This window comes from Methylobacterium sp. WL69 (genome assembly GCF_008039485.1).
Taxonomy (GTDB): Bacteria; Pseudomonadota; Alphaproteobacteria; order Rhizobiales; family Beijerinckiaceae; genus Methylobacterium.
In genome coordinates this window covers 25,012-42,655 of record NZ_VRUZ01000033.1, presented here as the reverse complement: position 1 = coordinate 42,655, position 17,644 = coordinate 25,012, and the positions used below count along the sequence as shown (strand labels likewise).

Annotated in this window: 18 protein-coding genes; 12 read left to right on the top strand and 6 right to left on the bottom strand. The window is 69.5% G+C overall.

Annotation, left to right across the window (positions count from 1 at the left end; all coding sequences use genetic code 11):
* The 7 genes from FV218_RS11465 to FV218_RS11435 all read left to right on the top strand — a co-directional run.
* A partial coding sequence (locus FV218_RS11465) for an SRPBCC family protein (RefSeq protein ID WP_187273029.1) occupies positions 1–696 on the top strand: 696 nt, incomplete at its 5' end.
* Positions 697–737: 41 nt separating this feature from the next.
* Positions 738–1,907 (top strand): ABC transporter substrate-binding protein, encoded by a 1,170-nt coding sequence (locus tag FV218_RS11460; protein WP_147709801.1) that lies wholly within the window; start codon positions 738–740, stop codon positions 1,905–1,907.
* Positions 1,908–1,976: 69 nt separating this feature from the next.
* On the top strand, positions 1,977–2,849 hold the full coding sequence (locus tag FV218_RS11455) for a branched-chain amino acid ABC transporter permease (protein WP_147709800.1): 873 nt from the start codon (positions 1,977–1,979) through the stop codon (positions 2,847–2,849).
* A gap of 11 nt (positions 2,850–2,860) precedes the next feature.
* Complete coding sequence (locus FV218_RS11450; protein ID WP_187273030.1) at positions 2,861–3,892, top strand: branched-chain amino acid ABC transporter permease; 1,032 nt, start codon at positions 2,861–2,863, stop codon at positions 3,890–3,892.
* Positions 3,889–4,698: an ABC transporter ATP-binding protein gene (locus tag FV218_RS11445; protein WP_147709798.1), complete on the top strand. Its 810-nt coding sequence runs from the start codon at positions 3,889–3,891 to the stop codon at positions 4,696–4,698. Before FV218_RS11450 ends, FV218_RS11445 begins: the two co-directional genes overlap by 4 nt.
* Positions 4,691–5,395, top strand: coding sequence for an ABC transporter ATP-binding protein (locus FV218_RS11440; protein ID WP_056090569.1), 705 nt, complete (start codon positions 4,691–4,693; stop codon positions 5,393–5,395). The genes FV218_RS11445 and FV218_RS11440 overlap by 8 nt, the downstream gene beginning before the upstream one ends.
* A complete protein-coding gene (locus FV218_RS11435) occupies positions 5,367–5,735 on the top strand; it encodes a Rieske 2Fe-2S domain-containing protein (protein WP_147709797.1) in 369 nt (122 codons plus the stop codon). The genes FV218_RS11440 and FV218_RS11435 overlap by 29 nt, the downstream gene beginning before the upstream one ends.
* A gap of 54 nt (positions 5,736–5,789) precedes the next feature.
* Here the strand turns inward: FV218_RS11435 and FV218_RS11430 are convergent, their stop codons facing one another.
* The 5 genes from FV218_RS11430 to FV218_RS11410 all read right to left on the bottom strand — a co-directional run bounded on the left by FV218_RS11430 (position 5,790) and on the right by FV218_RS11410 (position 11,442).
* Positions 5,790–6,272 (bottom strand): type II toxin-antitoxin system YhaV family toxin, encoded by a 483-nt coding sequence (locus FV218_RS11430; protein WP_147709796.1) that lies wholly within the window; start codon positions 6,270–6,272, stop codon positions 5,790–5,792.
* Positions 6,273–6,275: 3 nt separating this feature from the next.
* Positions 6,276–6,602, bottom strand: a complete 327-nt coding sequence (locus tag FV218_RS11425) for a type II toxin-antitoxin system PrlF family antitoxin (RefSeq protein WP_056090578.1) — start codon at positions 6,600–6,602, stop codon at positions 6,276–6,278.
* Positions 6,603–6,696: 94 nt separating this feature from the next.
* Positions 6,697–9,150, bottom strand: a complete 2,454-nt coding sequence (locus tag FV218_RS11420; protein ID WP_246685079.1) for a branched-chain amino acid ABC transporter ATP-binding protein/permease — start codon at positions 9,148–9,150, stop codon at positions 6,697–6,699.
* 215 nt (positions 9,151–9,365) lie between these two features.
* On the bottom strand, positions 9,366–10,235 hold the full coding sequence (locus FV218_RS11415) for a branched-chain amino acid ABC transporter permease (RefSeq protein WP_147709794.1): 870 nt from the start codon (positions 10,233–10,235) through the stop codon (positions 9,366–9,368).
* Between the two features lie 10 nt (positions 10,236–10,245).
* Positions 10,246–11,442 (bottom strand): ABC transporter substrate-binding protein, encoded by a 1,197-nt coding sequence (locus FV218_RS11410; RefSeq protein WP_147709793.1) that lies wholly within the window; start codon positions 11,440–11,442, stop codon positions 10,246–10,248.
* A 191-nt stretch (positions 11,443–11,633) separates the two neighbouring features.
* On the opposite strand from FV218_RS11410, the gene FV218_RS11405 reads away from it, so the two are divergent.
* On the top strand, positions 11,634–12,068 hold the full coding sequence (locus FV218_RS11405; protein ID WP_147709792.1) for a nuclear transport factor 2 family protein: 435 nt from the start codon (positions 11,634–11,636) through the stop codon (positions 12,066–12,068).
* Here FV218_RS11405 and FV218_RS11400 read toward each other — a convergent pair whose 3' ends face one another.
* Entirely contained in the window at positions 12,069–12,773 is a 705-nt protein-coding gene (locus FV218_RS11400) for a GntR family transcriptional regulator (protein ID WP_147709791.1), read from the bottom strand.
* A 127-nt stretch (positions 12,774–12,900) separates the two neighbouring features.
* Between FV218_RS11400 and ggt the strand changes: the two genes are divergently transcribed.
* From ggt to FV218_RS11380, 4 genes are all read left to right on the top strand, one after another.
* Entirely contained in the window at positions 12,901–14,478 is a 1,578-nt protein-coding gene (gene ggt / locus FV218_RS11395) for a gamma-glutamyltransferase (protein WP_147709790.1), read from the top strand.
* A gap of 309 nt (positions 14,479–14,787) precedes the next feature.
* Positions 14,788–15,576 (top strand): ABC-three component system protein, encoded by a 789-nt coding sequence (locus FV218_RS11390; protein ID WP_147709789.1) that lies wholly within the window; start codon positions 14,788–14,790, stop codon positions 15,574–15,576.
* A 4-nt stretch (positions 15,577–15,580) separates the two neighbouring features.
* Positions 15,581–15,826 (top strand): hypothetical protein, encoded by a 246-nt coding sequence (locus FV218_RS11385; protein WP_147709788.1) that lies wholly within the window; start codon positions 15,581–15,583, stop codon positions 15,824–15,826.
* Entirely contained in the window at positions 15,823–17,583 is a 1,761-nt protein-coding gene (locus tag FV218_RS11380; RefSeq protein WP_147709787.1) for a DUF2326 domain-containing protein, read from the top strand. The genes FV218_RS11385 and FV218_RS11380 overlap by 4 nt, the downstream gene beginning before the upstream one ends.
* Positions 17,584–17,644: the final 61 nt, after the last annotated feature.

Here is a 17,644-nt window from a genome sequence, read left to right as displayed (position 1 = left end):
GGCGCCCGCCTCGGCACCCCCGCCGAAGCCGCCCGCACGCCCCTGCGGCCCGTCGCGGCGACCGGGACGAATCCGGCGACCGAGACGGCCGCGGCGCCCGCGCCGGTCCTGGAGATCGCCGACGATTTCGTGCCCGCCCACCGCTTCGACCAGGCCTTCACCGTGGCACACCCGCCCGACGCCGTCTTCGCCCTGTTCGGCGACGTCGAGGCCGTGGCGACCTGCCTGCCCGGCGCCGTGCTGACGGGCCGGCCGTCCCCGGAGATGGTCGAGGGCGCGCTTCAGGTGCGGATCGGCCCCATCGCGGCCCGCTTCCGCGGCCGGGCCCGGATTTTTCGCGACGCGCCGGCCCGCAGCGGACGCATCCTCGGCGCGGGCAGCGACGCGGGCGGGCGCTCCGCCACGCAGGGCGAGATCCGCTACCGGGTCGGGCCGGGGGAGGCCCCCGGCACGGCGAAGGTCGACCTCGCCGTCGGCTACACCCTCAAGGGGCCCCTCGCCCAGTTCGGCCGGCCGGGCCTCGTGCGCGACCTCGCCGGGCGCCTCGGCGCCGAATTCGCCGCGAACCTCGAAGCGCGGCTGTCCGGCGCCCCGGCGCCGCCGGCCGCCGGCCTCAACCCCCTGCGCTGGCTCCTCGCCGCCCTCGTGGCGCCCCTGCGCCGCCGCCTCGCCGCCCGGGGTGCCCGCCGCCCCTGATTCTTCGCCATCGCCCTTCGCCGCCGACTTTGGAGACCCCCATGACGCGCAGCCTCACGATTCCGGCCCTCACCCTCGCCTTCGTCCTGTCGGCGGGCGTCGCTCAAGCCCAGGCCCAAGCCCAGACACAGGCCATCCGCATCGGCGTCAACGAGCCCCTCACCGGCCCGTTCGCGGCGTCGGGCACCTACGTGGTCAACGGCGCCAAAATCGCCGCCGACGAGATCAACGCCAAGGGCGGCGTGCTCGGGCGCAAGCTCGAACTCGTCGTCGAGGACAACAAGAGCAACCCGACGGAAGCGGCGGCGGTGGCGGAAAAGCTCATCACCAGCGACAAGACCCCGGTGCTCATGGGCGCCTGGGGCTCGAGCCTGACCCTCGCGGTGATGCCCAAGCTCGCCGATTACGAGACCGCGATGCTGGTGGAGACCTCGTCGTCGGGCAAGATCACCACCTCGGGCAACCCCTTCGTCTTCCGCATCTCGCCGCCCTCGGCCCTGGAGGCCGAGGCTTTCGCCCCGATGGTGGAGCGGCTCGGCCTGAAGAAGGTCGATTTCCTCGCCATCAACAACGACTGGGGCCGGGGCGCCGCGGCCGATTTCGGCAAGATGCTCAAGGGTAAGGGCGTCGGCGTCGGCCTCGTCGAGACCATGGACCAGGGCGCGCAGGACATGAGCGCCCAGCTGTCGAAGCTCAAGGGCTCGGATGCCGACACCCTCCTGATCACGGCGGCCGTCGATCAGCTCACCCTGCTGTTCAAGCAGATGGCGGCGCTCGGCTTCAAGAAGCGGATCATCACCACCGGCGGCTCCCAGAACCCCGACCAGATCATCGCCCAGGCGGGCACCGCCGCCGAGGGCACCCTGCACCTGACCACCTTCCTGCCCTGGTACCCCGAGAAGACCCCGAACCCGGCCGCCACCGCCTACTTCATCGCCGAGTGGAAGAAGCGCGGCTTCGAGTTCGCCGGCGTCACCGAGAGCTTTCGCGGCTACGACGGCATCCGCACCATCGCGGCGGCCATCGAGAAGGGCGGCGCCGCCGACGCGGCCTCCATCCGGAAGGGCTTCTGGTCGGTGGATTTCACCGGCCTCAACGGCCCCATCCGCTTCGCCAAGGCCGGCCCCGCCGGGTCCGAGAGCGGCCAGAGCAAGCCCGACGTCTACCTCGTGAAGATCGAGGCCGGAAAAGTCGTGGTGCCCGACCTCTAGCCCGCGCCGAACCTGTCCCGGCCGCCCGTCCCCGGGCCGCCGGGTCCCGTCCGCACCGGCGAGGCCTCCATGACCGAATTCCTGCAGCACCTCCTCAACACCCTGATCCTGGGCGGGACCTACGCCCTCTTAGGCATCGGGCTGACCCTGATCTTCGGCATCATGAACGTGGTGAACTTCACCCACGGCGCCCTCTACACGGTGGGCGCCTACGTCATGTACCTCGCCGTCACGGCCCTGGGGCTCGGCTTCTTCGCGGCCCTGCCCACCGCGATCCTCGGCGGATTCCTCCTCGGCGCGGTCCTCGACCGCGTGCTCCTGCGGCCCCTGCGCGGCGCGGACATGGACACCACCATGCTGGTGATGATCGGGGCCGGCATCGTCCTGCAATCGGGCACCCTGTGGCTGTTCGGCGGCGTCGCCAAATCGATCCCGACGCCGTTCCCCGACGCGCCGCTCCAGCTCGGCCCCGTCTCGGTGTCGTGGCTGCGCCTGTTCGTCCTCGGGGCCGCCGCCTCCCTCATCGTCCTGACCTACGGGCTCATCAACCGCACCCGCCTCGGCCTCGCCATGCGGGCGACCTTCCAGGACCACGACACCGCCGCCCTGATGGGGGTGAACGTGCGGCTGGTCTACACCGCCACCTTCGCCATCGGCTCGAGCCTCGCCGCCGCCGCCGGCGCCCTGCTCGGCCCCGTCTACGTGGTGTTCCCGCAGATGGGCGGCATGGCCGAGCTCAAGGCCTTCGCCATCGTCATCCTGGGGGGGCTCGGCAGCATCACCGGGGCGGCCATCGGCGGCTTCATCCTGGCGCTCGCCGAGGAGCTGGGCGCCGGCTACATCTCGTCGGGCTACCGCGACGCCATGGGCTTCCTCATCATCATCGCGGTGCTGGTCTTCAAGCCGACGGGCCTCTTCGCCAAGGCGGAGCGCATCGGATGACCCAGTCTCTCCTGAATCGGCATCTCCCCGCCCTCGCCCTCCTCGCGGCCCTCGTCGCCCTGCCCTTCGCCCTCGGCGACAACCCCTACCTCCTCAACGCCCTGATCACGACGGGCATCGTCACCATCGCGGCCATGAGCCTGAACCTGCTGCTCGGCTTCACCGGGCAGCTCAGCCTCGGCCACATCGCGTTCTTCGGCATCGGCGCCTATGTCAGCGCCCTCACCAGCCTGGGCTTCGACGTCGAGATTCTCTGGGGATTTCGCGTCGTGCACGAGCCCTGGCCGGCGGCCGTGGGATTCGGGCTCGCGGTGCTGGCGACGGCCGCCTGCGGCTACCTCGTCGGGCGCCTGTCGTTCCGGGTGCGCGGCGCCTACTTCGTCATCGTGACCATCTCGTTCGCCGAGGTGGTGCGCCTCGTCGCCCTCAACTGGGTGGAGCTGACGCAAGGCCCCCTGGCGCTCACGGGCATCCCGCCCTTCACCCTCGGCCTGCCGGGGCTCGGCAGCACGACGCTTCGGACCAAGCTGCAGAACTACTACCTCGTCCTCGTGGTCGGCACCCTGTGCTACGCCCTCATCGCCCGCCTCGTCGGCTCGCGCTTCGGCCGGGCCATGCGGGGCCTGAAGGAGAACGAGTCCCTCGCCCTCTCGGTGGGCATCGACGCCACCCGCACCCTCACCCTGGCGGCGGTGATCTCGGCGGCCATGGCGGGGGCCGCCGGCAGCCTCTACGCCCACTACCTGCGCATCATCGACCCCGACGTGTTCCTGTTCTCCACCACGGTCACCATGGTCACCATGGTGGTGGGCGGCGGCAAGGGCACCCTGCTCGGCCCCATCGTCGGCGGCCTGATCTTCGGCCTGCTGCCCGTGGCCCTGCGCCCCGTCATGGTGCCGGAGGCGCAGTGGATGGTGTTCGGCCTCGTCCTCATCGCGATCCAGTTCGTGATGCCCCGCGGCATCGTCCCGGGGCTGGCCCGCCTGTTCGCGTGGCGGCGCGCGCCCGCGCCCGCGCCCCGCGCCGTGGAGGTCCGGTCATGAGCGCCCCCCCGATCCTCTGCGTCGACCATGTCGGGGTGCGCTTCGGCGGCCTCACCGCCATCGCCGACCTGCATTTCGACGTGCATCCCGGCGAGATCGTCAGCCTCATCGGCCCGAACGGGGCCGGCAAGACCACGGCCTTCAACGTGATGACGGGCTTCCTGAAACCGAGCCAGGGCCAGGTCCGCTTCCGCGGGACGGGCCTCCAGGGCCTGAAGCCCCACGAGATCGTTCGCCTCGGCCTGAGCCGCACCTTCCAGCGCACCAGCGTGTTTCCCGACGACACCGTGTTCGACAACGTGATGATCGGCCTCCATCGCCGGGGCCGGTCGCGCCTCGTCGATACGCTTCTCGGGCGCGACCGCGCCGGCGAGGCGGACCTGCGGGCGCGGGCCCGCGACCTCCTCGACACCGTCGGGCTCTCGGCCCGGGCGCAGGACAAGGCCGGCGCCCTGGCCTACGGCGAGCAGCGCCTCGTCGGCGTCGCCCTGGCGCTGGCCACCGAACCCGCCATGCTCCTCCTCGACGAGCCGGTCTCGGGCATGAACGCCTCCGAGACCCAGGTCTTCGTCCGCCTGATCCGGTCGATCCGCGACCGCGGCGTCACGATCCTCCTCGTCGAGCACGACATGCCCATGGTGATGGAGGTCTCCGACCGCATCGTGGTGCTGAATTACGGCCGCCTCATCGCCGAGGGGCCGCCGGCGGCCATCCGCGCCGACCCGGCCGTCATCGAGGCCTATCTCGGCCAGGGCAGCGCCGCCCGCGACGCGGCCCGGGCCGCCAGGGAGACGAGCGATGCTTGAGATCCGGGACCTCGTCTGCGGCTACGGCACCGTCACCGCCCTGAAGGGGCTGTCCCTCACCGTGGCGGAGGGGCAGCTCGTGGCCCTGGTCGGGGCCAACGGCGCCGGCAAGTCGACCACCCTGCGGGCGATCTCGGGCCTCGTCCCGGCGCGGGCCGGCAGCATCCGATTCGCCGGCCGCGACATCACCGGCGCCGACCCGCGCACGGTGCTCGGTCACGGCATCGCCCATTGCCCCGAGGGCCGGCGGGTGTTTCCGCAGATGAGCGTCGCCGAGAACCTCGCCCTCGGCGCCTACCTGCGCCGGGACCCGGCCGGGGTCGCGGCCGATCTCGCCCGCGTCTACGGCGAGTTCCCCCGCCTCGCCGAGCGCCGCCGCCAGATGGCCGGCACCCTCTCGGGCGGCGAGCAGCAGATGCTCGCCATCGGCCGGGCCCTGATGGCGCGCCCGAAGCTCGTCCTGTTCGACGAGCCGTCGCTGGGCCTCGCCCCCAACATCGTCGAGCGCATGTTCGCCGTGATCCGGGCGATCTGCGACGCGGGCACGACGGTCCTCCTCGTGGAGCAGAACGCCTTCGCGGCCCTCGAACTGTGCGACGACGCCTACCTGCTGGAGACGGGGCGCATCGTCCTCTCCGGTCCGGGCGCGACGCTCATCGCCGACCCCCATGTGCGCCAAGCCTATCTCGGCGGGTGAGCCGATTCCGGAGGGCGGCGTCTGGGTCCGTGCCTGCGGGCGCGAAGCCCTCGCCGCCCGCGCCCTGCTCCCGGTCTTCGTGGCCGGGCGGCCCCTCCTGCTGGTGCGGGACGGCGATAAGCTGTTCGCCACGGAGCGGGCCTGCCCGCACGAGGGGGCCGACCTCGCCGCCGGCCGCTGCGCCGGGGGACGGCTGTTCTGTCCGCGCCACCTGGCGTGGTTCGCCCTCGAGGACGGGACGGTCTCGCCGGGCTGGGATTTTCGCCGCCTCGTCACCTATCCGGTCCGCACCCGCGGCGCGGACGTCTACGTGCGGATCGAGCCTCGCGATCCGCCGTGAGACCTCGGGGTCATGCGGGATGCGGAACGCCCGGCCGTTCGCGCGCGATGTCGTCTACGCGGGTCCGGCTGCGTCCAGTCGCTCCACCACCGGCGTCGCGGAACTCGCCGCGAGCAAGGCCGTCCAGTCGTCCGGCGGGTTGCCCTTCGCGAGCATCTCCCTGAACACATGATAGGCGTCCGTCTTCGAGCCGTAGGTCCGCAACGTGGTCTCGTCGTTCACCCAGGCGAAGATGATGACCTTCGCTCGGCTGTCGAAGCGGAAGAAAAGCCGAAATCTGCCATTGCCGAACTTGGCGCGGAACCAGTGTTTCCGGGCCCTGCCCAGGGTGTCACCCTGGCGATACTCGGGCCGCGTCGGATCGGCCGGGATCGTTTCGAAGATCAGGGTGCGGAGCATCGCCAAAAGCTTCGCCTGCGCCGTGCTCCGATAGCCCTGCGGATCGGCCGCCCTGGCCGCCTCGACGGCCGCCGTCGCCCGCTCGAGCTGATCGAGCAGCAGGGGATGCGCGAAGATCGCCCAGCCGCCGACGACCATGGCTCAGAGGGCCACGGCCCCATCGATCTCCTCGGCGAGGTCGACGGTCATCCCGGCCGTGAGCGCGGCCATACGCTCCGCCAGGGCGGCAGGGAAAGCCGTGACCTGTGACGGGTTGCGGGTCATGTCCCGCGCTAGGAAGGTGAGGAACCCGTCGATCACGGGGTCCGTCTCCCGGTCCGCCCCGAGCAGGCTCACGTGGCCGCTGTCGTCGACGACGTAGGCGATTTCGCCGCCGTAACTCACGCCGAGGGCTTGGCGCACGGCTTTCGGAACCGTCGTCTGCCCCTTGGACGTGATCCGGCTCCGCTCGTGGACACGGGTCGCCATGGCCTTCTCCCGACGTAGGGTAAGGAATATTCCTTACCCTACGCAGGAAGGGCGGGCAACGGCGCGACCCCGGCGCCCCGACGGAGACCGAACCTCACGCCGCGCCGAGATAGGCCGCCTCCAGGCCCTTGTCCGCGGCGAGTTCGGCGGCCGAGCCGCGGGTGACGACGCGGCCCTGCTCGAGGACGTAGCCGCGGTCGGCCACGGTCAGGGCGAGGGCCGCCATCTGGTCGACGATGAGGATGGTGGTGCCGGCATCGCGCAGTTCGGCCACCACGGCGTAGAGGGCGTTGATCATCGCGGGGGCGAGGCCGAGGGACGGTTCGTCGAGGAGCAGGATGCGCGGCCGCGCCATCATCCCGCGGGCGATGGCGAGCATCTGCTGCTCGCCCCCCGACAGGAGCCCGGCCCGGCTCGTCGCCCGGTCGCGCAGGCGGGGGAAGCGGGTGAGCAGCGCCTCGATCTCGGCCGGATCGATGGGCTCGGCCCGGCCGTGGGCGCCCAGCCGGATGTTCTCCACGACGGTCAACTCCGAAAACACCTGCCGGCCCTCGGGCACCAGGGCGAGGCCGAGGCGGGCGATGCGGTGGGCCGGGAGGCCCGCGACGGCGCGGTCCTCCAGGACGATCCCGCCGGTGACCGGGCGCAGGAGCCCGGCGAGCGCCCGCATGGCCGTGGACTTGCCGGCGCCGTTGGCGCCGAGCAGGGCCACGGTCTCGCCGGGGCGGACCTCCAGGGACACGCCCTCCAGCACGGCGGCGGCGCCGTAGCCGGCGGTGAGGCCGTGGGCGGAGAGCACGGCGTCGGCCGGGCCCTGCCAGGGGGCCGCGCGCGGCCGGGCCGGGGTGTCGGCCGCCCCCAGATAGGCGCGGATCACCGCCGGGTCGTGGCGGATGGCGGCCGGGACGCCGTTCGCGATGGGCCGGCCGGCATCCATGACGAGGATGTGGTCGGAGACGCCCATGACCAGGGGCATGTCGTGCTCGACGAGGATCACGGCGACGCCGCAGGCGGCGATCCGGCGCAGGAGATGCCCGAGGCGGTCGGTGTCGGCGCGGGTGAGGCCGGCGGCGGGCTCGTCGAGGAGGAGCACCCGGGGCCGGCCGGCGAGCGCCCGGGCGATCTCCACGAGGCGGCGGTCGACATGGGGCAGTTCGTCGGCCGGCCGGTCGAGGGCGCCGGTATAGCCGGTGAAGGCGAGGAGTCCGGCGGCCGTGGCCCGGTCGTCGCGGCCCGCCCGGCGCCAGAGCCGGCCGGGGGCGAAGGCCAGGGCCACGTTGTCGGCGACGCCCAGCGACCCGAACAGCCGCGTGGTCTGGTAGGTGCGGGCGATGCCGGCCCGGGCGATGCTCTGGGCCGGGGCGCCCGTGAGGTCGCGGCTGCCGAGGCGGATGGCGCCGGCGCTCGGGCGGTAGAAGCCCGAGACCATGTTGAGCACCGTGGTCTTGCCGGCGCCGTTGGGGCCGATGACGCTGGTGACGGCGCCGGGCGCCGCGGTGAACGACACGCCCTCGGCCGCCTGGATGCCACCGAACCGGATGCCGATGGCCTCCACCACCAGGGGCTCGCCGGGCCGCTCCCCGAGGAAGCCGGCCAGGAGACCGGCGAGATCGGCTTCCCCCGTGGCCTTGGCGTCCGTCCGGCGCGGGATCAGGCGCGAAACACTGCCGACGAGGCCGGCGGGCACGAGCCAGAGCACCACCAGGGTGGCGAGGCCGAAGAACAGCAGCCGGTACTCGGCCAGGCCCGACAGGGTCTCGGGCAGGAGCACGGTGACCAGCGCCCCGAACAGGGGGCCGAGCACGGTGCCGGCGCCGCCGACCACCACGGCGAGGACGAACAGGATCGACTGCGAGAACGGGAACGAGCTCGGGGCGATGAACAGCATCAGGGGCGGCAGCACCGCCCCGGCGAGGCCCGTCAGCGCCGCCGAGACGGCGAACGCCAGGGTCTTCACCCGCACGGGATCGAAGCCGAGGGAGGCCGCCGCCACGTCGGCGTCGCGCACGGCGCGCATGGCCCGGCCGAGGCGGCTCCGCGCCAGGCGGTGGAAGCCGTAGAGGGCGGCCCCGGCCATGAGCACGGCGAGGATCGCGAGTTCGCGCTCGGCGAAGGGCAGGCCGAACAGGGTCGGGCCGCCGGTGACGACGAGGCCGTTCTGGCCGCCCGTGAGGGCGCCGCCCTCGATGAGCGCGTGCTCGACGATGAAGCCGAACGCGATGGTGACCATGGCCAGATACGGCCCCTTCACGCGCATGGCCGGAACCGCCAGGACGATGCCGACGAGGCCCGAAAGCGCCGCCGCCGCCGGCAGGGCCAGCCAGAAGCTCACCCCGGCCCCCGTCAGCACCGCGCTCGCATAGGCGCCGATGGCGTAGAAGCCGGCATGGCCGAAGGAGATCAGGCCGGTGAGACCCAGGAGCACGTTGAGGCCGACGCCGGCCAGCGTCGTCAGGGCCACCAGGGCGATGACGAAGTGGCTGTAGCCGGTGGAGCCGGCGACGAGGCCGAGGCCCGCGGCCGTCAGGGTCAGGATGGCGAGCGGCATCGCCCAAGGTCCGTTCAAGTGGCGCATGGCGTCATACGGGCTCCGGTTGATCACCTCGGATTGAATGGACGCGACCGACCTCCCTCTCCTGGAAGGAGAGGGTTGGGGTGAGGTGTGCGAACTCTCCGAACAAGTCGCACACCTCACCCTGTCCCTCTCCTTCCAGGAGAGGGGACCCGCGCTTGGCCGACCGAACGGATCAGCCGGGAATGGCGTCAGACCTTGTTGACGGCACGGCGGCCGAACAGGCCGTCCGGCCGGAGCGCCAGGGCCAGGATGATCACCGAGAACACCACGAGCTGGGTGTAGGCGGAGCCCAGCGTCGCCGTGACGGTGGCTTCCAGCAGCCCGTAAAGCAGCCCCGCCACCACGACCCCCGTGGCCGAGCCGATGCCGCCGAGGATCGCCACCGCGAAGGCCTTGATCCCGAACAGGGCGCCCATCTCGGCCGAGACGGAGAACAGGGGCGCGATGAGCAGGCCCGCGACCCCGGCCAGCACCGCCGACAGGGCGAAGGCGCAGGCCACGGTGCGGCGCACGTCGATGCCCATGAGGCGGGCCGCGTCGGCGTTCTGGGCCACGGCCAGGAGCACCCGGCCGAGGTCGGTCCGGCGGAACACCGTGCGGATGACGACGGCCACCGCGACCCCGATGACCGGGATCACGAGCTGGAGCGGGTAGATCCCGGCGCCGAAGACCTGCACGGGCGCCACCGCCAGGGGGGAGGGCAGGCTGCGCGGCTCCTTGCCGAAGGTGAACAGCAGGGTGTTGTCGAGGATGATGCCGCCCGCCACGGTGGCGAGGAGCCAGGCGTCCGAGCCGCGCTCGACGAAGGGCCTGACCAGCAGGCGCTCCACCGCCACGCCGAGGAGGGCGCAGCCGGCCAGCGCCAGGAGCACGGCGAGGGGCATCGGCCAGCCGAGGGTGACGCCGAGCCAGTAGCCCAGGACGGCGCCCAGGGTCACGGCCGACCCCTGCGCGAAGTTGACCGTGCCCGACACCGCGTAGGTGATGTGGAATCCGAGCGCGATCAGCCCGTACATGGCGCCGAGGCCGAGGCCGGTGACGAGGGTTGCGGTGAGCATCCCGGGAACGTCAGTTCGACACGGCGACGATCTCGCCGTTCTGGAAGCGGGTGAAGACGTAGTCCTTCGGCCCGAGGGCGTCGTGCCGGCCGGGGGCGAACGGCGCGTCGTAGGTCTTGATCAGGCCCGGATAGGTGGCGACCTTGTAGAAGCCGTCGCGGACCTCCGGCCCCTTGGTGGAGCCGGCGGCCTTGATCGCCAGGGCGAGCAGGTGGGTCGCGTCGTACGCGTTGGCGATGCCGACCGCCGGGGTCACGTCGGCCATGGACTTGATGGCGGGATACTTCTTCTTGAGGGCGTCGAGGACGGCCAGGGCCTTCGGGGCGGTGTTGCCCGCGAAGGTGAAGGTCTGGATGAAGTGGACCTTGCCGGCGTTGGGGCCGGCGAGCTCGTCGAAGCGCCCGCCCGCCGGGCCCCAGTGCGAGACCACCGGCACGGTCCAGCCCATGCGGTCGAGGGACTTCACCACCTGGGCCGAGGGCCCGACATTGCCGACGAGGAACAGGGTGTCGGCTCCGGCCTCCTTCAGGCGGGTGAGCTGGGGCACCATGTCGACGTCGGCGGCCTCGTACTTCTCGATGCCCGCGCTCGGCAGATCCGCCGCCTTGAGGGCCGCGACGAGGCCCTCCCGGTTCGACTCGCCCCAGGCGTTGTTGACCAGGATCAGGCCGGGCTTCTTGGCGCCGTGGGTCTTGACCGCGTAGGCGACGAGCGCCTCGTCCACGAGGGCGTCCACGGCCGAGACCCGGAAGGCGTAATTGTCGGCCGCGCCGTTGCGGGTGATGCCGGTGCCGGCGGCCCAGGGGCCGAGGAACGGCACCTTCATCTGATTGGCGATGGGCACCACCGCCATGGAGACGGGGGTGTCGAGGCCGCCCACCAGGGCGACGACGCCGACGCGCTGGATCAGTTCGCGGGCGGCGAGCACGCCCTTCGACGGGTTGGCCTCGTCGTCCCGCGCCACGAGTTCGAGGGGCCGGCCGAGGACGCCGCCGGCGGCGTTGATCTCGTCGATGGCAAGCCCGATGCCCCGCGAGATCGCCTCGCCGGATTTGGCCGACTGGCCGCTGAGCGCCGTGACGAGGCCGATGCGGATGGGGTCCTCGGCCAGGGCCGTGGAAACGCCCGAGACGCCCGAGACGCCAAGGAGCAGGGCCACGCCGAGGGCCGCGCGGCGGGTCGGGGACGGACGGGGGCGGATGGGCATGGGGCAGGTCTCCGGCGGAATTTTTGGAGTGTCTGCAACGCCCGTGCCATGGATCAAATCGTTGGTATCGTTGAAGAAAGATCCGGCCCTCCGGGGCCCGTGCCGCGAACTTCGCCAAAGTGCATACACTTTTTGCATGCACTTCCGGCGGCGTGCGGCGAGAAGGGGCGGAACGCGCAGGAGATCGAGGGATGACGGCAGGACCGAACGACCCGGACAGGCAGGGAGCGGACAGGACGGCGCGGGACGCCGCCATCGTCACCGCCTACCTCGAAGCCTCCATGGTGCCGGACCCCGAGCGGGCGGCGACCTACATGGCCCCCGGCATCGCCATCGTGTTCACGGGCGGGCGCCGGTTCGGGCATCCCCGGGAGGTCACGGCCTTCAACGCCGGGCGCTACGCCTGGGTGAAGAAGCGCATGGAGCGCCTCGACGTGGTGCCGGGGGACGGATTCACCACGGTCTACAGCCTCGGCACCCTCTACGGCGCCTGGCCCGACGGCACGCCGTTCGAGGGCAACCGCTACGTCGACCGCTTCACCGTGCGGGACGGTCTGATCGTCACCATGGAGGTGTGGAACGACAGCGCCGAGCGCCTCCTGACGGCGCGCGGGATCACCGCCTGATCAGACCGCGGCGTAGGGGGCGAGCCGGCGCAGGAGATCGCCGTCGCGGGGCGGGGCGGCGACGATGTGCGCCCGCTCGGCCACGGCGTCGAGGTGGTGGTCCATGAGGGCGGTGGCCCGCGCCGCATCGCCCGCCACGAGGGCCGCGATGAGGGCGCGGTGCTCGGCCACGGCGCATTCGGCCGAGTGGGGCCGGCTGTAGAGGGACAGGATGAGGGCGCAGCGGTAGCCGAGTTCGCCGACGTAGCGCTCCAGCACGGGGCTGCCGGTCATCTGCGCCAGCAGCAGGTGGAACTCCGTGGCGAGGCGGATGGAGCCCGGCTCGGTGCCGCGCCGGGCCGCCTCCTCGCGGTCGACATGGGCGTGCAGGGCGGCTTCCTGGTTGGGATCGAGGCGGCCGGCGAGGCGGGCGACGACGAGGCGTTCGAGGCCGATGCGGATGTCGAAGGTGTCGCGCGCCTCCTCCCAGCCCGGCGTCGCCACGACGGCGATGCGGTTGCGGCGCAGCTCCACCAGCCCCTCGCCGGCGAGCTGGCCCAGGGCCTGGCGGGCGATGGTGCGGCTGACGCCGAAGCGCTCGCCGAGGGCATCCTCCGGCAGGCGGTCGCCGGGGGCCACGGCCCGCTCGACGATGGCCCGCCGCAGGGCCCGGCAGATCGCCCCGACCCGGTCCTGACCGCCCTGCTGCGCGGTGTTGCCCGCCATGGCCTTTCCACCCATCCTGTTTCCGTCCTCCCCTGTCCCGCCGGACCACGACACACTCGCGAGAGTTGCCCAAGCACGAGCGGGACCAGATCTCCCACCACCAAGCCCCCGAACAAGGACCGATGCCGTGAGAGATTTCGCGAAGCCGGGGCGCTCGCCCGTCCATGCCGCCCAGGCGGCGGTGGCGACCTCCCACCCCCTCGCGTCCCTGGTGGCCATGGAGACCCTGCGGGCCGGGGGCAACGCCGTCGACGCCGCCATCGCGGCCGTGGCCGTGCAGGGCGTGGTCGAGCCGGCCATGACCGGCATCGGCGGCGACTGCTTCGTGCTGTACACGCCGAAGGGTGCAAGCGCGCCCGTCGCCCTCAACGGCTCGGGCCGCAGCCCGGCCGCCGCCCACGATGCCTGGTACCTCGAACGCGGCCTCGCCATCGGGCCGACCTCGCCCCACGCCGTCACGGTGCCGGGCGCCGTGGCGGCCTGGGCGAGGCTGCTCGCCGATCACGGCACCCGTTCCCTGGCCGACCTGCTGCAGCCGGCGATTCGCTACGCCGAGGACGGCTACGCCGTGCAGCCCCGCGTCGCCCTCGACTGGGCCCGCAACCGCGACAAGCTCCGGGCCGATCCGGCCTCGGCCGCCGCCTACCTCGTCGACGGCGAAGCGCCGAAGGTCGGCACCCTCATGCGCCACCCCAAGCTCGCCGCCACCCTGCGGCGCATCGCCGAGCACGGCCCGGCGGGGTTCTACGAGGGGCCCGTGGCCGAGGACATGGTCGGGCGCCTGCGGGCGCTGGGCGGCCTCCACACCCTGGCGGATTTCGCGGGCGCCGCGCCCGAATACGTCACCCCCATCACCACGCGCTACCGCGGCTACGACGTCTACGAGTGCCCCCCGAGCGGCCAGGGGCTGGCCGCCCTGATGATGCTCAACGTGCTGTCGCACTACGACGTCGGCGCCCTGTCGGAGGCCGACCGGGTCCACCTCTTCGCCGAGGCGTGCAAGCAGGCCTACCACCACCGCGACGCCCTGTTCGCCGATCCCGGAATCGCCGCCGTGCCGGTGGAGCACCTGCTGTCGGAGGCGTGGCGGGCCGCGGCGCGGGGCGCCATCGACATGGGCCGGGCGCAAGCCCCGGTGCTGTGGCCGGAGGTCCGCCACACCGACACGGTCTACCTCTGCGTGGTCGACCGCGACGGCAACGCCATCTCGCTCATCAACTCGATCTTCCAGGGGTTCGGCAGCGGCATCACCGCGCCGGAGAGCGGCGTGCTCCTGCACAATCGCGGCTTCTCGTTCCGGGTCGAGCCCGGCCACCCCAACACCATCGGTCCGGGCAAACGCCCGCTGCACACCATCATCCCGGGCATGCTCATGCGCGACGGCGCCGTGGTGGCCCCGTTCGGCGTCATGGGCGGGCACTATCAGGCCATGGGCCACGTCGAACTGCTCACCGGCCTCATCGACCGCGGCCTCGACGTGCAGGAGGCCCTCGACGCCCCGCGCAGCTTCGCCTACGGCGGCGGCGTCGAACTCGAAGGCGGCTTCGCCCCGGGCCTCGCCGACGCCCTCGCGGCCCGCGGCCACGTCACGCTCCCGGCCCCCCTCCCCATCGGCGGCGGCCAGATCATCTGGATCGACCCCGCCACGGGAATCCGCGCCGCCGGCTCCGATCCGCGCAAGGATGGGTGTGCGTTGGGGTATTAGGCGGGGTATTAGCGGAGCGGCGGGGCATTGGCGTCACGCGGAATTTTCTTCATGCAGGCCGTCCAAAACGGAACTTCGCTCATGGGGGCTGCAATCGAGCCGAAGCTCTTTCAGAAAGCCAGATTCCGGGCGGCACGATCTGATTGATTGGGCCTCTGCGACTGATGGTGGCCGTTTTCAGTCTGGTAGCTTCTGACTGAAATAGTCGGTTCGCCGCCACAATATCGTCGATAACAACCGAAGTTGAATCTATCATAGGATGACGAGGCGGCCGCTTTCCGCTAGTTCGCTAATAAGGGGGACGATTGCATGGGCGGTGCGATGAAAAAAGCGGGAGTTGAGCCCAAACGCAATTACTCATCGAAGACTATCAAAATTTTGTTCGCCCTTTCCGGCAATCAATGCGCAATCCCGGAGTGCAACGAGCCGGTCATCGCCCTTCAGACGGAGAAATCGGACGCGATGGTGGTCGGGCAGATCGCGCATATTTATGCGATCAGCGACGATGGCCCTCGCGGCAAGAAGGGAATGACGGAGAAGGATCTGAACCAAGTCTCGAATTTGATTCTTTTATGCCCGACGCATCATGTGAAAATCGACGGTCAATACGAGACCTATCCAGCGATAATGTTGATCGACTGGAAGACGCGCCATGAAAAGAAATATGGTGACTCCCTGTCTCGATCCATCAGCGGCGTTGGCGCCGCGGAGTTGGAGGTCGCCGCACGCGCGCTGATCGCGCCAAAACCGGCAGGGCATGCAATATCGTTCGCGGCGATCCCTCCACAACAGAAGATCGACCGGAACCGTCTTGGGGCCGCGACTAGCATGCTGCTCTCGATGGGCGCTGCGAAGTCTGCGGAGGTCGAGCACGTGATGATTCAGGCAGCGCAACTCGATTCTCAGTTCCCAGAGCGACTGAGCGCAGGTTTCGCCTCACGTTACCAAGAAGCAAAATCGCGTGGTCTAAGTGGCGACGAGATCTTCAACGAACTCTATGAAGCCGCCGGCGGTGGTGGCAGCGATAAGCTGCGCGAGGCGGCAGGCCTTTGCATCATCGCGCATCTCTTCATCATATGCGATATTTTTGAGAAATAGGCCCGTGTCGGCGCTCCCCAGCAAATATGTGCCCGTCGAACATTCAGCCGTGGGCGTCGCGGCGTTTCTCGTCGCGTCGCTGGGTGCCAACGACACAGTTTCGTCGCTTTGGGACCGTGTGCGCCACGATATCCGAGTAAGGACCTTCGATCGGTTCGCTGGTGCGTTGACGATGCTCTTCGCGGGCCGGATCATCTTTGTCGACAAAGGGGTTTTGAAGCTCGGTCAGCCTTCGGGCGCTGACCGATGATCACGAAAATCTGGTCCGACCTGCCGACATTCCGCGAGGTTGAGTTCGGCGTTGCGATGAACGTCGTCCTGGCTGACACGAACGCCGATTCTGAGGAGACGGAGAGCACCAACGGGCTTGGTAAAACCACCTTGTTGCGAATCATCCATTTTTGCTTGGGGAGTGACTTCGCGAAAGAGCGGACGCTTTCGCATCCCGATCTTTACGATACGACCTTCAGCCTCGCATGCAATGAGCGCGATATCTACTTCGAGGTTCATAGGAATACGGCCAGACCCAAGATCGTATCCGTGACGTGGCACTTCGTTGCTGATCTCTCACTGGAATTCGAGCGTGATGGCGATCTGGCGATAATGAGTGTCGAAGAGTGGCGCTACGCGTTGTCGGCGCGATTGGTGCCCGAGGCTCGTCTTCCCGACGAACCGATGAAGTTCAATCCCAGCTTCCGCAGTCTGTCCTACTATCTGATCCGACTCGGCAAGGAGGCGTTCGCTGAACCGCAGACGGCCTTCAAAAATCAGTCGGGTCTTTCGCGTCGGATTGATACGAGCTTCCTGCTGAGCCTCAATTGGCCAATCCAGCGCCAACTACATGCGCTTCAGGAAACCCGCGCCAGTGTGAATGCTGCGCTGAGGGCGGTGGCCAATGCCGCCGAGGCGGACAATGAGAATAGCATAGGTGACCTAGAAGCGGATCGCGTATTACTTGAGGAGGCGCTCGCTAAGCGGGAAAAGGAGGTCTCTGAATTCAATCTGCGTGAGGATTATCATGAGCTCGAAACCCGGCTTCAAGCGGTAGACACTAAAATCCACGAGCTCCTGAACGACAATCACGCGGACGGACGGCTGTTAACCTACTATCAGGAGAGCGCCCAGGAAACGCCGCTGTTTGATGCGAACGAACCGGTCGAGATACTCCGCGACGCCGGCGCCTTATTCCGACCTGAAGCGCTGCGCAGCCTCAAAGAGGTGGCTGACTTTCATCGTCAGATCTACGCCAACCGAAAGCAATTCCTCGCCGCGGAGATCACGCGGCTGAACGATCGTATAAAAATTCGAAACGCTGGAATTGCCCACGAGAGCGCTGTAAAAAGCGCCATCCTGAAGACGCTCTCGTCAAGTGGGGCCCTTGATGCCCTTATCGCTCTGCAGCGCGGCGCCTCGGAGCTGACTCTGAAGCTCGAAGCTTTGAAAGCGAGGATCGAGGATCGCAAGCGGTTTGACCGTCGGAAAGACGAGCTCACGCGCGATATCAGTCAAGCCCGCACCCTGTTGAAGCAAGATCTTGATGATCGACGCGCCACGATCGATGAAGCGATCGTGCTTTTCGGTGATTACACTCGCTTCCTTTATGGCGTACCCGGCAAGCTCGGCGTTGACGTCAATCGGGAAGGGTATCAGTTCAGCTTCGCCATCGATCGTATGGGCAGCGATGGCGTCGACCAGATGGTGGTGTTCTGCTTCGATCTAGTAGTTGCGACGTTGCGCGCGCGGCGTGGGGGCAGCTTCCTTTCACTTGTCCACGACAGCAGCATGTTCGCAGACGTTGATCCCCGCCAATACGGGCTTGCACTCCAGCTTGCCTGCCGCGTCTCCGAAGCCGAGAAATTTCAGTATGTCTGCTGTCTAAATGTAGGAGCGCTGCCGCGCGACCATCTAGGGGACCTCGATCTCGAACCATACATAAAGCTCAGGCTATCGGACGATGGCGACGCGGGCCGTCTACTCGGCAAAAGACTTCGCCCCCGAGAAAGCTAAGGCTTATGATCGACTACTAGTCGATTGCAGTCGGACCGTGAACGTGCGGGCGCTTTCAGAA

What these genes read in the sequence shown, in the direction of transcription:
- FV218_RS11405 (WP_147709792.1), top strand. Translation starts at nt 11,634, where the DNA reads ATGACGGCAGGACCGAACGACCCGGACAGGCAGGGAGCGGACAGGACG.
- FV218_RS11460 (WP_147709801.1), top strand. Translation starts at nt 738, where the DNA reads ATGACGCGCAGCCTCACGATTCCGGCCCTCACCCTCGCCTTCGTCCTG.
- FV218_RS11425 (WP_056090578.1), bottom strand. Translation starts at nt 6,602, where the DNA reads ATGGCGACCCGTGTCCACGAGCGGAGCCGGATCACGTCCAAGGGGCAG.
- FV218_RS11440 (WP_056090569.1), top strand. Translation starts at nt 4,691, where the DNA reads ATGCTTGAGATCCGGGACCTCGTCTGCGGCTACGGCACCGTCACCGCC.
- FV218_RS11410 (WP_147709793.1), bottom strand. Translation starts at nt 11,442, where the DNA reads ATGCCCATCCGCCCCCGTCCGTCCCCGACCCGCCGCGCGGCCCTCGGC.
- FV218_RS11435 (WP_147709797.1), top strand. Translation starts at nt 5,367, where the DNA reads ATGTGCGCCAAGCCTATCTCGGCGGGTGAGCCGATTCCGGAGGGCGGC.
- FV218_RS11455 (WP_147709800.1), top strand. Translation starts at nt 1,977, where the DNA reads ATGACCGAATTCCTGCAGCACCTCCTCAACACCCTGATCCTGGGCGGG.
- FV218_RS11420 (WP_246685079.1), bottom strand. Translation starts at nt 9,150, where the DNA reads ATGCCGCTCGCCATCCTGACCCTGACGGCCGCGGGCCTCGGCCTCGTC.
- FV218_RS11390 (WP_147709789.1), top strand. Translation starts at nt 14,788, where the DNA reads ATGGGCGGTGCGATGAAAAAAGCGGGAGTTGAGCCCAAACGCAATTAC.
- FV218_RS11445 (WP_147709798.1), top strand. Translation starts at nt 3,889, where the DNA reads ATGAGCGCCCCCCCGATCCTCTGCGTCGACCATGTCGGGGTGCGCTTC.
- FV218_RS11415 (WP_147709794.1), bottom strand. Translation starts at nt 10,235, where the DNA reads ATGCTCACCGCAACCCTCGTCACCGGCCTCGGCCTCGGCGCCATGTAC.
- FV218_RS11400 (WP_147709791.1), bottom strand. Translation starts at nt 12,773, where the DNA reads ATGGCGGGCAACACCGCGCAGCAGGGCGGTCAGGACCGGGTCGGGGCG.
- FV218_RS11380 (WP_147709787.1), top strand. Translation starts at nt 15,823, where the DNA reads ATGATCACGAAAATCTGGTCCGACCTGCCGACATTCCGCGAGGTTGAG.
- FV218_RS11430 (WP_147709796.1), bottom strand. Translation starts at nt 6,272, where the DNA reads ATGGTCGTCGGCGGCTGGGCGATCTTCGCGCATCCCCTGCTGCTCGAT.